Origin of the sequence: Corynebacterium parakroppenstedtii, assembly GCF_019754935.1 — a bacterium.
GTDB classification, from domain to species: Bacteria; Actinomycetota; Actinomycetes; order Mycobacteriales; family Mycobacteriaceae; genus Corynebacterium; species Corynebacterium parakroppenstedtii.
Window position 1 is genome coordinate 89,158 of the sequence record NZ_JAGSOA010000002.1, and the last position, 13,232, is coordinate 102,389.

General features: G+C 58.6%; 12 protein-coding genes. 7 read left to right on the forward strand and 5 right to left on the reverse strand.

What is annotated here, in order from left to right:
• Positions 1–9 precede the first annotated feature (9 nt).
• Entirely contained in the window at positions 10–1,116 is a 1,107-nt protein-coding gene (locus KCQ76_RS06930) for a lipoate-protein ligase small subunit (protein WP_046203420.1), read from the reverse strand.
• A 113-nt stretch (positions 1,117–1,229) separates the two neighbouring features.
• Here KCQ76_RS06930 and KCQ76_RS06935 point away from each other — a divergent pair, with 113 nt between their 5' ends.
• The 3 genes from KCQ76_RS06935 to KCQ76_RS06945 all read left to right on the forward strand — a co-directional run bounded on the left by KCQ76_RS06935 (position 1,230) and on the right by KCQ76_RS06945 (position 3,143).
• Complete coding sequence (locus KCQ76_RS06935) at positions 1,230–1,730, forward strand: DoxX family protein (RefSeq protein WP_046203419.1); 501 nt, start codon at positions 1,230–1,232, stop codon at positions 1,728–1,730.
• Positions 1,731–1,837: 107 nt separating this feature from the next.
• Complete coding sequence (locus KCQ76_RS06940) at positions 1,838–2,248, forward strand: DoxX family protein (RefSeq protein ID WP_046203464.1); 411 nt, start codon at positions 1,838–1,840, stop codon at positions 2,246–2,248.
• A 100-nt stretch (positions 2,249–2,348) separates the two neighbouring features.
• Positions 2,349–3,143: a zf-HC2 domain-containing protein gene (locus KCQ76_RS06945; RefSeq protein WP_160296137.1), complete on the forward strand. Its 795-nt coding sequence runs from the start codon at positions 2,349–2,351 to the stop codon at positions 3,141–3,143.
• A 76-nt stretch (positions 3,144–3,219) separates the two neighbouring features.
• Here the strand turns inward: KCQ76_RS06945 and KCQ76_RS06950 are convergent, their stop codons facing one another.
• Positions 3,220–4,920, reverse strand: coding sequence for a dolichyl-phosphate-mannose--protein mannosyltransferase (locus tag KCQ76_RS06950; protein ID WP_046205247.1), 1,701 nt, complete (start codon positions 4,918–4,920; stop codon positions 3,220–3,222).
• Positions 4,921–4,957: 37 nt separating this feature from the next.
• Between KCQ76_RS06950 and rsmI the strand changes: the two genes are divergently transcribed.
• A complete protein-coding gene (rsmI, locus tag KCQ76_RS06955; protein ID WP_046203337.1) occupies positions 4,958–5,827 on the forward strand; it encodes a 16S rRNA (cytidine(1402)-2'-O)-methyltransferase in 870 nt (289 codons plus the stop codon).
• Positions 5,828–5,897: 70 nt separating this feature from the next.
• On the forward strand, positions 5,898–7,679 hold the full coding sequence (locus tag KCQ76_RS06960; RefSeq protein WP_046203338.1) for a BCCT family transporter: 1,782 nt from the start codon (positions 5,898–5,900) through the stop codon (positions 7,677–7,679).
• Positions 7,680–7,747: 68 nt separating this feature from the next.
• On the opposite strand, the gene KCQ76_RS06965 is transcribed toward KCQ76_RS06960, so the two are convergent.
• Both KCQ76_RS06965 and KCQ76_RS06970 read right to left on the reverse strand, forming a co-directional pair.
• Positions 7,748–8,167 carry an RrF2 family transcriptional regulator gene (locus KCQ76_RS06965; protein ID WP_046203339.1) on the reverse strand — a complete coding sequence of 140 codons (420 nt, stop codon included), beginning with the start codon at positions 8,165–8,167 and terminating at the stop codon, positions 7,748–7,750.
• Between the two features lie 132 nt (positions 8,168–8,299).
• Positions 8,300–9,565, reverse strand: coding sequence for an aminodeoxychorismate synthase component I (locus tag KCQ76_RS06970; protein ID WP_082089933.1), 1,266 nt, complete (start codon positions 9,563–9,565; stop codon positions 8,300–8,302).
• A gap of 127 nt (positions 9,566–9,692) precedes the next feature.
• Between KCQ76_RS06970 and metG the strand changes: the two genes are divergently transcribed.
• A complete protein-coding gene (metG, locus tag KCQ76_RS06975) occupies positions 9,693–11,531 on the forward strand; it encodes a methionine--tRNA ligase (protein WP_046203340.1) in 1,839 nt (612 codons plus the stop codon).
• A 71-nt stretch (positions 11,532–11,602) separates the two neighbouring features.
• Complete coding sequence (locus KCQ76_RS06980) at positions 11,603–12,625, forward strand: quinone oxidoreductase family protein (protein ID WP_236881217.1); 1,023 nt, start codon at positions 11,603–11,605, stop codon at positions 12,623–12,625.
• Here KCQ76_RS06980 and KCQ76_RS06985 read toward each other — a convergent pair.
• Positions 12,622–13,221 (reverse strand): class I SAM-dependent DNA methyltransferase, encoded by a 600-nt coding sequence (locus KCQ76_RS06985; RefSeq protein WP_046203342.1) that lies wholly within the window; start codon positions 13,219–13,221, stop codon positions 12,622–12,624. The genes KCQ76_RS06980 and KCQ76_RS06985 overlap by 4 nt on opposite strands.
• Positions 13,222–13,232 lie beyond the last annotated feature (11 nt).

Genomic DNA, 13,232 nt, shown 5'->3' on the forward strand with positions numbered 1-13,232 from the left:
GCCTAGTCGTCACGGAATCCTCTTCGTCCATGCGTCATTACCGAATTTGGTGCTGACCAGTTCCTCCGCTTCCTTGATATCCGCGTCCGTCAGCGACGCGGGCGTCGCACCGTACCGCGTCATGAACTCTTGAGCCATGGTGTCGATGATCGTCTCACGGGGAACACCAGTTTGCCGCCGCAAAGGATCAACGCGCTTATTAGCCGACGCTAATCCTTTTGATGACACCTTGACCTTCCCGATACGGAGGACATCCATCATCTTGTCGGCGTCGATGTTGTAGCTCATCGTGGTGTGATGCAGGATCGCTCCGCCACGGCGCTTTTGCGCAGCTCCGCCGATTTTTCCGCCGTCGGAGGTGATGTCGTTAATGGGGACATACCAGGCGTTGACGCCGTGCTTGGCTAGCGCTGCTAGTACCCACTGGTCGAGGTATTCGTAGGATGCTACGTACGAATAGCCCTGGACGAGGTCGATGGGCGCGTAGAGCGAATAGGTAATGCAGTTTCCGCCCTCCATAAACATGGCGCCGCCACCCGAGATTCGACGCACGGGAGTAATTCCGTATTTGTCGATTCCTTCTTGGTTTAATTCATTTGAATACGATTGGTAAGAACCAAAGACGACGGCTTTATCGTCCCATTCCCAGAAACGGAGGGTGGGGCCGCGACGCCCATCGGCGACCTGGTTCAAGAGCAGCTCGTCAAGAGCGACGTTGACTGGGGTGGGGAGGACGCCGGGGCGAAGAATGTCCCATTCGTAATCGGTGAAATCTTTGCCGCCGGAGACCGCTCGTTTCACGGTGACGGCAATGTCATGAATGGTTAATCCCTCGAGGTCGAGATTGTCGAAATGAGCTAATGCGGAATTTAATCGCGATTCAAGTGCTTCAGTGGACGCGGACGTTTTTGTTCCTACCAATGCCGGGGCAATTTCGTCATAGGCTTCATCGGGCTCGAGGAAGAAGTCCCCGGAGAGGCGTAATGATGTGATGCTGTCATTCTCGACGGTGGTGTCAATAACAATGAGTTTCCCGCCAGGCACTTTGAGCTCAAAGTGAATAGGGCGTGCCGACGAGGCCTGAGTATCTGACGAGGGCTGAGTATCTGTTGACATGCGCCCGATTATAGGTGGTCTCACGTAAGTTCTTTAGAGGGCAAGGGTTTGGCTACCCATAATAATGTTTCTCGTTCTATGCGGGTTTGACTATTTTTGCTAATGTAGTTGATATGTCAACGAAACTGGATCCTTTCTTCCGCGACGCAGGCCTGTTTATCTTCCGCCTCGTCCTTGGTTTTCTTTTTGTCATGCACGGCTGGCAAAACGCCGTCACAAAGGGTTGGGGGAGTACTCGTGATTCCTTCGCAGCCATGAACATTCCCGCCACCGATATTGCAGCAACCCTGGCAAGCTGGGGTGAACTGATCACTGGCGTTCTCCTCATCCTGGGGCTTCTTACCCGCCTCAGCAGCCTTGTCCTCGTCATCGATATGGCCGGTGCATTCTGGTTCGTGCACAAGGACGCCGGCTTGTGGAGCAGCGACGGCGGCTACGAATACGTCCTCGTCTTGGGCGCGTGCGCACTCCTTCTCCTCTTGACCGGTCCCGGCGCGGTCAGCGTCGACAAGCTCTTGTTTGGGCGGAAGAAGAAATCTTCCGACGCACCCGCGGCACCTGTGTCCAGCGAGATCGCTCAGCCCCGTGATGGCGTAGAACCCACCGTCGCATAAAACGGGGTCACTATCCCCGCGATGTTCATCACCCTGATGTTCATCCTCGCGATGCGCGGAAACCTATGTTTTCCGGCTAGGGGTCCAGCTCGGGTACGGTCATGTTTATGAATAAACCGGAGGTTCGTGACGCGGCACTTCTCTTGCTGCGCATTGTCGTCGGTTTGATCTTCATTGCTCACGGCTGGGATAAAGCGATGATGACGGGCTTATCCGCAACCGGGGGACAATTTGATCAGCTGGGGATCCCTCAGCCAGAGCTGATCGCTGCTCTGGTCTCATTCGTCGAAATGATCGGCGGCGCCATGATCTTTGTGGGGATCCTGGCACCTGCTGCCTCTGTTGTCCTCTTCATGGACATGGTCGGTGCACTCTGGTTTGTCCATCTTCATCGAGGCTTCTTTGTCGCAAATGGTGGAGTGGAATTCGTCGCACTCCTCGTGGTTACTCTCATAGTGATCGCCATCTTTGGTGCCGGCCGGGCTAGCCTCGATTACTTCTTCCAGCGACGATCCTGACGATTCTGGAGCTGCTACTTTGGAAAGGCTGTTCTGGGGTAGTTGCCCTGAGGTGACGGTGTGGTCGGCATGATGAAGGGGAATTATGGAGTGCAGTGAAGTGCGTCAAGCACTATCAGCGCGCATAGACGGTGAACGGTCCCGCGCAACCTGGGACGACGACGTGATCGACGCCCACTTGGCGGAATGCGAAGACTGTCAAAACTGGTACACCCAAGCACTGACCCTCGGGCGCACCTTGCGCGTGGCTCCCGCTGACGACTCCGAATCCATTCCCGATTTTTCCGAGTCCCTCGTCCAATCCGTGCCAGAAGATCAACTGCCACATCGCCGGTCATGGCGAGTGATTTCTCTATCTTTATCCCGGATCGCCCTCATTGTTTTAGGGCTCATTTATGTCGGCTGGGCCATCTATTTATTAAGTCATTCGACGACGCTCACCGGCAGCCCGGTCCCGTCGGGTGGTGACTCCGATGGCGCAGTAGGGGATTCCCACGACCCCGACGTCGCACGATTATTTATCGATGCCGCCGCCATGCGTTTATCCCTCGGGTTCTCGCTCTTCTGGTGTGCGTGGCGTCCACGAATGACCGCCGGAATGATCCCCCTCTTCGGTGCCCTATGGGCCTTTACCGCGGGTTTCGCCTCCAGGGACATTGTCCTCGGGCTTGCCACACCTCAGCAGCTGATGGGCCTCGTTCTCTTCATCGTTACTGTCCTCGTCATGGTGTGGTGTTGGTTCAGCCACTTCGGGGTCAGCGCCGGCGACGTGACTGGCTCCCTGAAATCATTTAGCGCCCGGCCGGTGAAGTCCACGTTTTCCGACGCCAGGGAAACGGCCCGCCTCATTGATGAGGCCAATGACGACGTCCACCGTCACGTGGGTGATCGGTAGGCTGCCTAGCAGTGACTTCGTTTATGCCGGGGGGTTCGACCGCGTCGGGGGCCTTCCCGGCGCCGGGGAGCGTGGTTTATTTCCAGCTCGGAAGCCACATATGGGCATCCCATTCAGAACCGGACAAGGGCATGGCCACCATGAGCGGCAGGAAGTAAATAAACATCGCGACCACCGCGCCCAGGTAGAGGCACGCCAGGATGGATCCGGTGTCATTGATCCACAGCGATTTCACACGGGCCCAGCGCGAGGACGAGGCAGCGCGCATCGCCACACTTCCCGACGCTCCTACCGCGCGCGGTCGAACGCGCGACGAGCCCGGGTTTCCCGCGGGACCAGACTGTGCACCAGCCCGACGTCGGCTAGAAACCCCTTGCCGACGCCGTGACAGGTAGCCTCCAAGATGCCTGCCCAAAGCGCGGTTCTTTAAACGAGAATCCGCGATGGACCACGAATATAGCTGCCCCAGGCACAGCGCAATGGCCATGATGAGGAATGGGATCATGTTCGTTGCGTAGAAGAAGTACGTCTGGCGGTCTACATCCGTGAGCCACGGCAGGAATCCGGCGGCATACCCGACCACGGGCACGGCCCAGCGCCGATCTTTACCGACAATCCAACACCACGTGGCCCACGCGATGACAGGAACAGATATCCACCAAATAATGGGTGTGCCGAAGAGCATCTGCGCGTAGTGGGTACCGTCGTCGTGAACGGAGTCGTAGTAAACCATGGGCCGTGTAGAGGCCAACCAGGACCACGGTTTGGATTCCCACGGATGATAATGCCCATTGGAATTCGTTAAGGTCGCATGGAACTGAAGCACTTGCTGCTGGTAGTACAGCCAGTTACTCAAAGGAGAGGGAACGTGTTTCAGAATGCTTCCATCCTCAATGAGCCCCGATTCTTTAGCATGCCTGTACACACTGTTTTCGTCAGCAAACCAGGCGCGCCACGTGAACATGTAGACCGCCAGGGGGAGAATAGCCAGCGATGCGATCGTGGGGAATGTGTCTCTACGCAGCGTTCCCACCACGGGGCGTTGCACGCCGAAGCGACGCCGGCGAGCCACATCGGCCATGACCGACAGCAATCCGAAGAAGAAAATGTAGAAGAGACCTGACCATTTTACTCCGGTAGCCAAACCAATGCTGATTCCGGCGGCGAATCTCCACCACCGATATCCCATGCGTGGTCCCCAGGGCGAATCCGACATTCGGTCCTCATGACGGACTTTTTTCATCCGGTCCTGCATCTGTTGTGCATCGCATACCAACAGATATGCCGCCGCCACCACAAATAAGCATTGGAAAACGTCCAGCATTGCCGTACGTTGTGTGACTAGTAGAACGCCATCGCAGACGGCGATAATGCCCGCCATGCAGGCGATCATGGTGGAGTCCGCCAAGCGTTTCACGGTGCCCATAATCAGTAGGATGATGATGACGCCACAGGTCGCGGAGGCCGCCCGCCACCCAAACGCGTTGTAGCCAAAGAGCCACTCGGACATCATTTCGATCTGTTTGCCCACTGGCGGGTGCACCACCAAGCCGTACGCGGGATTTTCTTCAATTCCACCAACGAAGGGGTTACTCCACGATCTCACCATTTGCCACGCTTGCGGTGCGTAATGCTTTTCGTCGAAGACCGGGGCACCTTTATCCGTCGGCGAACCCAAACCGATGAATCGCGTCAAAAAGGCCATAATGCCTATCACGATTTGGGCCCACCGGTAGGGCGAAATGAGAGGTGTCGGCGAAGAATTCCGGGCAGTCACGGCAATTAGTATGCCAGCCGTATGGGAAGCTAGACATATGAGTCAGGATAATTCGTCCTATCGTGGCGGTATCGTCGTCGCGGGAACGCCATTGGGCAATATCGATGACGCGTCGCCACGGCTGCGTCATGCCCTCGCCACCGCAGACGTTGTCGCAGCAGAAGACACCCGTCGAGCACGAAATCTTGCCAATGCGTTGGGTATCGACATTGCTGGGCGCCTGGTGTCGAATTTTGATCACAATGAATCCAGCCGCGTCGATGCCCTCATCTCAGAAGCCCAGCGTGGTAGAACTGTCCTCATCATTTCCGACGCCGGTATGCCCGTTATCTCCGACCCAGGGTTTCCCGTTGTGGAACGAGCTCATGACGAAGGAATCCATGTGGGCTGTATCCCGGGCCCATCAGCCGTGACCACCGCGCTGGCGATGTCGGGCCTGCACGTTGGCACTTTCTGTTTTGACGGTTTTGTGCCGCGGAAGACCGGGGCCCGTCGTGAGTGGTTATCGTCGTTAGTCACAGAACGACGCGCGTGCGTGTTCTTCGAATCACCTCACCGAATTGAAGAGACCTTGAACGCGGCGGTGGACATCCTCGGTGGTCATCGCCGTGCGGCTGTGTGCCGTGAACTCACCAAGCTTTATGAGGAGGTTCGTCGCGGCACGCTGGAGGACCTTGCAGCGTGGGCTGCGGAGGGGATCCGCGGTGAGATCACCGGCGTCCTGGAAGGCGCTCGTGAAGCGAACACTCATCCGCCGGTGGAGGAGCTCATTGACGATGTTGAAGCACGGGTGCAGGCTGACGGTCTTCGTCTCAAGGACGCGTGCAAAGTTGTCGCTGACCAGTGGGGGATGCGGAAAAAGGATCTTTACGAGGCCGTCGTCGACGCCAGAAAGGCGAGCGAATAGGCGGAGCTTAAGAGTTGCTGAAAACTGAGTAGCAATTGAATAAAAAAGAGTCCTGTTACATAGTGGACGAATGGACCATAAGAATATCGATCCTGAAGTCATCCTTGGTGACTATGATCCCGAAGTGCTGACGGGGGAGGGGCAGCTCGGCATGTCCGACGCTACCGACGACGCTCCCACGGACTGGAGAGTCGTAGGACCCGCGGCAGCACTCGTGCTCGCCGTCATCCTATGGGGACTCATCGCACCCAACGGGTTTGCGGAGTTCGCCTCCGACGCTCTGAGCTGGATCGTCAACAACCTTGGTTGGATGTTCGTCCTGTTCGGGACGGTCTTCGTGTTCTACATTTTGTCCATCGCATTCTCGCGGTTCGGCTCCATCCGGTTAGGCCGCGACGATGAAGAACCCGAATTCTCGACGCCATCCTGGATTGCGATGATGTTCGCCGCCGGCATGGGAATCGGCCTGATGTTCTACGGCACGACAGAGCCGCTCACGTTCTTCCGCGAAGGTGTGCCCGGCTCAGAGCCTGAGGACCTGAACTCGGCATTTGCGTCGACGCTGTTCCACTGGACTCTGCACCCCTGGGCAATCTACGCCATCGTGGGACTAGCTATCGCCTATGGAACCTTCCGCATGGGCCGGAAACAGCTATTGTCTTCTGCGTTCATCCCGCTTATTGGTGCGAACAGGGCCGAAGGCTGGATGGGGAAAACCATCGACGTCCTGGCCATTTTTGCCACCGTGTTCGGCACCGCCGCATCGTTGGGTCTGGGCGCGCTGCAGATCGGCTCGGGTATGGACGAAACCGGCATCATCCACAACCCGGGGACGCCAGTTTTGGTCGGTGTCGTGGTCATCCTGTCCCTGTTCTTCTTGGCGTCCGCAGCGTCGGGCGTCGGCAAGGGGATTCAGTACATTTCGAACGCGAACATGGTGATGGCCGCTGTTCTGGGCATTTTTGTGCTGATTGCGGGCCCCACCGTCGTCATTCTGAACATGATCCCGACGGCATTCGGAAGCTACGTCCAGCAGTTCTTCGAGATGGCCGCCCGTACTGCAGACACTGACAACGGTACGGCAGGTAAATGGCTGGGTACCTGGACGATCTTCTACTGGGCCTGGTGGGTCTCCTGGTCGCCCTTCGTAGGAATGTTCATTGCTCGGATTTCCCGCGGACGCACCATCCGCGAGTTCGTGTGCGTGGTGTTGTTGGTTCCATCGGCAATTACGGTCGTGTGGTTCTCCATCTTCGGTGGAACGGGTGTGCACCTAGAGGAAACTGGCCGCTCCATTTGGGGCGACGGTGACTCCACCCACCAGCTGTTCTCCCTGCTCAAGACCATGCCTGGGGCGCAGATCTTCTCCATCTTGGCGATGATTCTGCTTGCTACGTTCTTCATCACGTCCGCCGACTCGGCGTCGACGGTGATGGGCTCGATGTCCCAGAATGGCCGTATTGTTGCCGACGTCCGCGTCACGTGCCTGTGGGGTGTGCTCACCGCCGCAATCGGTGTTGTGCTGTTGGTCTCCGGCGGATCGGACGCGTTGAACAACCTGCAGTCGGTCACGATTATTGCGGCGTCGCCCTTCCTTCTGATCATCATTGCGCTGATGTTTGCGCTGGTGAAAGGGTTTAGGGAAGACCCTGTGTACTTGGATCACCGTGAGCATCGACGCTTCGCTTTGAAGCTTGCTCGTGAGCGACGAGTGGAGGCGGCTCATGCGGCGCGCCAGCGTCGTCGCGCTGACAAGATTCGCGGAAAGGACCGGCGGTCTGAACAGACCTCTAAGCAGGCTACTGGCGATTCGTCGGACGGGCCGTCGACGGCGATGACGAGAGCTGATTAGCAGCTGACTAGCTGAACCGTGGTGACGGCCGACGACTAGCCGTCGTCAATCAAGCAACACGAAAGACATCACGCCTGATGAGGAGCCTGAAGCCTTACGGGCGTGATGTCTTTTATCGTCACTGCATCCAAGGACGCGAAAAACGCCTCCTGTGCCTGGGCTAATTCGTGCTGCAGCCGGCAGTTGACGTTAAAAGGGCAGGGGTGGGGGTGTTCGCAGTCGATCACCGGGCTCGGCCCCTCGAGGAAACGGACGATGGCCCCGACGGAATAGTCCTCGGCGCCGTTGACCAAAGTGATTCCCCCTCCGCGGCCACGAGTGGCGTCGACAATGCCGAATTCCGTCAGCCGCGATATGACCTTCGAAACATGGGTTCGCGGAGCGTTAATCGCTTCGGCTACCTCGCGGGCTGTTGTCCGCGCATTCCCTGACCCCACCATATGCATGAGGGCACGTAAACCGAGATCAGAGAACTTCGTAAGATTCACAGTTTTAGCGTAGCGCCACGGGCCAGGGCCAAAAAATACGAGAACCGGCCCGAGGATTCACGTGTGGTTCGTGTGATTTGTTGTGTGAATGACCGCGTGGTTTCTGTGATCAACGCGGCATTGACGACGCCGCTACCAGCGTAAAGTCGACGTTTTGGCCATGATCTCAGCCCATTCAGCGTCGGGAGTGGAGTCGATGGTGATCCCGCCGCCGGTGCCCAAAACCAGCTCGCCATTCACCCATTCCGCGGTGCGAATGGCCACATTCGCCACGAGATCTCCCCAGTTCATCCCCACTGTTCCACAATGAATACCGCGCGGTACCGGCTCCCACTCGGCCAGATATTCCCGCGCCCGTAACTTCGGTGTGCCCGTCACCGACGCGGGCGGGAAACAGGCATCGATAATGCGGGAATCCTGCGTTGCTGACAGATCCGTCACCTGCCCAGAGACCGTCGATACGAGATGCCACACTCCCGGTGCCGGCAGAACCTCCAGCAACGAGGGCACGGTCACGTCCCGGCACACCTGGCTGAGGTCATTGCGGACGAGGTCCACAATCATGATGTTCTCCGCAACATCCTTCCTGCTCCGCGCGAGTTCCCCAGGATCGCGGTCAATGGGAATAGTTCCTTTAATTGGCGACGACCACACCGTGGAGCCCCTGCGTTCCAGAAACAGTTCGGGGCTCAGCGAGGTGATAGCGCGGTCATGCGTTGCGAGGAACATGGCGTACCTGGGGTGGGTGCGGTGGACGGTCGAGAGCCACCACCGGGCGGCCTCGGCTCGCGACGTCATTGGTGTCCGAAACTGAGCGGAGATGCACGCTTGGTAGACCTCCCCGGCGCGAATAGCGTCCAGGCAGCTGAGGACACCCTGGCGATGGGACTCACGGTCGCCAGTGCCCCAGTGCGTGGGTACGGAGAGCTTTTCAGCGGAGTGACAGTGGCTTCGGTGATCCGCCGTAGCGAGGATTCCCCCAGCCCAATCGGGGTCGCCGTTGGTGAACCATTCCCCGTCGCGTCGCCAGATCACCTGGTGAGCGGTAACGCCCGCGGCATACACCGTGGGATCGGGGTACGAAATGAAACCAAACCGAACGCCATTGTTGGGATCAGAAGCGTTCACCGTCGATTCATCGTCGTTGCCAGAAGGGCCGCCGGAAGCAGCGAAAACTCCAGGTGGGGGAGTTAATGCGTCATCTGGATCGCAGTACATGCATAACGCATCCGGTGCGATAACGGCGTCGAGCCCACCCCAGGCGCCGATAGCCATCGCGGGGAGGTCGTCGTCGATAAGAAGTGATACACCCACATCGACGGGGTCCAGTGAGCTGTAACCAAGGCGTGTGACGGAAGCGGAGTCGTCGTGAGGCGCGTCGAAGATGCCGGGGAGCATAAAGATACTGTAACTGCCGGAGTGGACGTGGGCCGGAACTGCCGGTGGTGGCATCGAAGGCCTACGACGAGCACTAAGACTGCCCTTCATGTCGGTAAAATTTGCAGCGCGTTGTAGCCTAGACGGTATGTCTGCACCCATACTTACGTCTGTCGCCTGGCCCTATGCCAATGGGCCCCGCCACATCGGACACGTCGCCGGTTTCGGTGTTCCCTCCGACGTTTTTGCCCGTTACCAGCGAATGCGTGGGCGCGACGTACTCATGGTCTCCGGCACTGACGAGCACGGAACTCCGCTCTTGGTTCAGGCGGAAAAAGAAGGCGTCAGTGTGCAGCAACTTGCCGATACGTACAACAAGCAAATCGTTGAAGACCTGGCCGGACTTGGTCTTTCCTATGACCTCTTTACCCGGACGACGACGCGTAACCACTACGCCATCGTCCAGGAGCTTTTCACGACGCTGTACTCCAACGGCTACATGGTGAAGCAAACAACCCTGGGGGCTATTAGCCCGTCGACGGGGCGCACCCTTCCTGACCGCTACATTGAAGGCACCTGCCCGATTTGCGGCGCACCTGGCGCGCGCGGCGATCAGTGCGATACATGCGGCAACCAGCTGGACCCCGCCGACCTGATCGACCCCGTCTCGAAGATCAATGGCGAAACACCGAAGTTCGTGGAAACCGAGCACTTTTTGCTCGATCTGCCGGCACTCGCGGATGCGCTAGGGGAGTGGCTCGAATCCCGCCAAGACTGGCGGCCCAACGTCCTCAAGTTCTCCCTGAACATCTTGAAGGACATTAAACCCCGCGCGATGACACGCGACATCGACTGGGGTGTTCCCGTCCCCCTCGAAGGATGGGCCGATAACAAGTTCAAGAAACTGTATGTGTGGTTCGACGCCGTCGTCGGATACCTGTCTGCGTCCATCGAGTGGGCTCATCGCATCGGGGACCCGGACGCGTGGAAAAAGTGGTGGACCAACCCTGGGGCCAAGTCCTACTACTTCATGGGCAAGGACAACATCACCTTCCACTCGCAGATTTGGCCCGCTGAAATGCTCGGATACCGTGGCCTGGGATCACACGGAGGCACCGAAGGCAAGCTGGGTGACCTTCAATTGCCGACGGAAGTCGTGTCGTCCGAATACCTCACCATGTCGGGATCGAAGTTCTCGTCGTCCAAGGGCGTGGTGATCTACGTGCAAGATTTCCTCCGCGAATTTGGCCCCGACCCCTTGCGCTACTTCATCGCCGTTGCCGGGCCGGAAAATAACGACACGGACTTCACCTGGGACGAATTCGTCCGACGCAACAACAATGAGCTAGCCAACTCGTGGGGCAACTTGATCAACCGCACGGTGTCCATGGCGGCGAAGAACTTCGGCGAAGTCCCCGATATTTCCGGACTTGAGCTCACTGACGCCGATAACGCTCTCCTCGATCTCGCGGAGAAAACTTTCGACATCGTTGCGGATAACATTGAGCATTCGCGTTTCCGCGCCGGGATTAACGAGGCCATGCATGTGGTCGGCGAGGCCAATGCCTACATTGCTGCTCAGGAGCCGTGGAAACTGGCGAAGGATGAGGACCAGCGTGACCGTCTGGCCGTCGTTTTGCACACGGCGTTGCAGGTCGTGTCCGACTGCAATGTGCTGCTTACCCCCTACCTGCCGCACGCTGCGCAGAAGGTTCATGAAACCTTGGGACGCACCGGCGAGTGGGCGGCCATGCCGCGAATCGACGAAGTGGCGGATGATACCCCGGTTGAGCTTATGGGGGTTGGCCTTCCCGAGGAAGGGCGAACCTACCACGTGATCACCGGTGAGTATTCCCACCAGCAAGCAGCATGGAAGCGTATCCCCATCGAAGCTGGCACGGCGCTGAAGAAGCCGAAGCCGATCTTCGCGAAGCTGGACCCCGAGTTGGCGGAAACCGGCCCGGAGTGGGCGCCCGTCGTTCACTAAGGCGGGGTGCTGTCCCCGTCACCGGGGATTCTCTCCCTGCTGGGCGCGCCGTCTTCACCTATGGTGGGGTCATGAGCTCTTCTCAAACAGTAACTATCCCTAACACCATGCACGCGATCCGAGTATCCCACACGGGAGGCGCGGACGTCCTGGAATACAAGGATGACGTCCCCGTTCCCCAGCCCGCCCCCGGTGAGGTTCTGGTGAAGATCGACGCTGCCGGCGTCAACTACATCGACACCTATTTTCGCGAGGGAATTTACCCCACGGACATGCCCTACACACCAGGCGTTGAGGGCGTCGGGCGCATCGTCGCCAAGGGGGAGGATAATGGCGACGCTTCCTCTTCGGGCGAATTATCCGTGGGAGATCGCGTCGCTTTCTATAACACGAACTGCTCGTATGCGGAGTACGCGGCGGTGCCCGCGTCGGCAGCCGTGGCTATTGAGGACACTATCGACGATCCGACGGCCGCGTCGTTAATGACGCAGGGGATTACGGCCCATTACCTTTCCGACGGGTGCTACTCGCTGGGCGAGGGCGACACGTGCGTCATTACCGCGGGTTCCGGTGGCGTCGGTTTGCTTCTGACGCAGATGGCGAAAGCGCGGGGAGCCACTGTCATCAGCATCACCTCTACGGAGGAAAAGGCGCAGCTCTCGCGGGATAATGGTGCTGATTACACCATTAATTACGACGACTACTCGCCGGAGAAAATCCGTGAGTTGACGGATGGGCGTGGTGCGGACGTCGTGTACGACGGCGTGGGGAAGACCACGTTTGATACGTCCATTCATTCGCTGCGGCCGACGGGAACGATGGTGTTGTTTGGTGCGACGTCTGGCCCGGTGCCGCCGATTGACCCGCAACTGTTGAATGAGGCGGGTTCGGTCTTCCTGACCCGGCCGAGCATTAAGGATTGGACTTCGCGACCGGGGGAGCTGCAATCGCGCGTTCAGGCGGTTGTTGGCATGGTTGCCAATGGCTCAGTGAAGTTCCGCATTGGAGGGACGTTCCCGCTCTCTGAGGCACGCACAGCTCATGAGCAGCTGCAGGCGCGGAAGACGACGGGATCGTTGGTACTTATCCCTTAGTTCCGCGTGAGCACGGCAACGAGGAACGTGCTGGTCTCGTCGTACGGATCCGCATTCCACGATGAAAACAGGTGTTGTGGTGTGAGGCCGGCGGCGTCAGCGTCGGCAAGAAATTGTTGGGCCGTGTAGCCCCGGTCGAGGGCGAATCCAAGGACCATGCGGCCGCCGTCGGCAAGCCGGCTCGAGAGGTTTGCGACGGCTGTTGCGCGGTGATCGGGGGCGATGAAGGGGAACACGTTCCCGGCCGAGTAAATAATGTCGAACGGACCCTCGGGGAAGTCCTTGGGGTCGGGGGATTCGTCGCCTAAATCGGCAACATGCCAGTCGCCGTCGGGCAGGCGGTTCTGCGCCACCGACACTAAGTAGGGGTCAACATCGACGCCCGTGACCGAGTGCCCTTTCTTGAGCAGGTACGCTCCAACCCTTCCGGTGCCGGCCCCGGCGTCGAGCATCCGTGAGCCGCGCTGGGCCAACGCGTCAATGAGGCGTGCCTCGCCGTCGATATCCCTCCCTTGGGCGACAAAAACATCCCACCGCTTCGCATAGCGATGGGAGTGGTCAGGGTTGGCAGCAACAATGTCATTCCACGTAGGCATGACATTCAGGA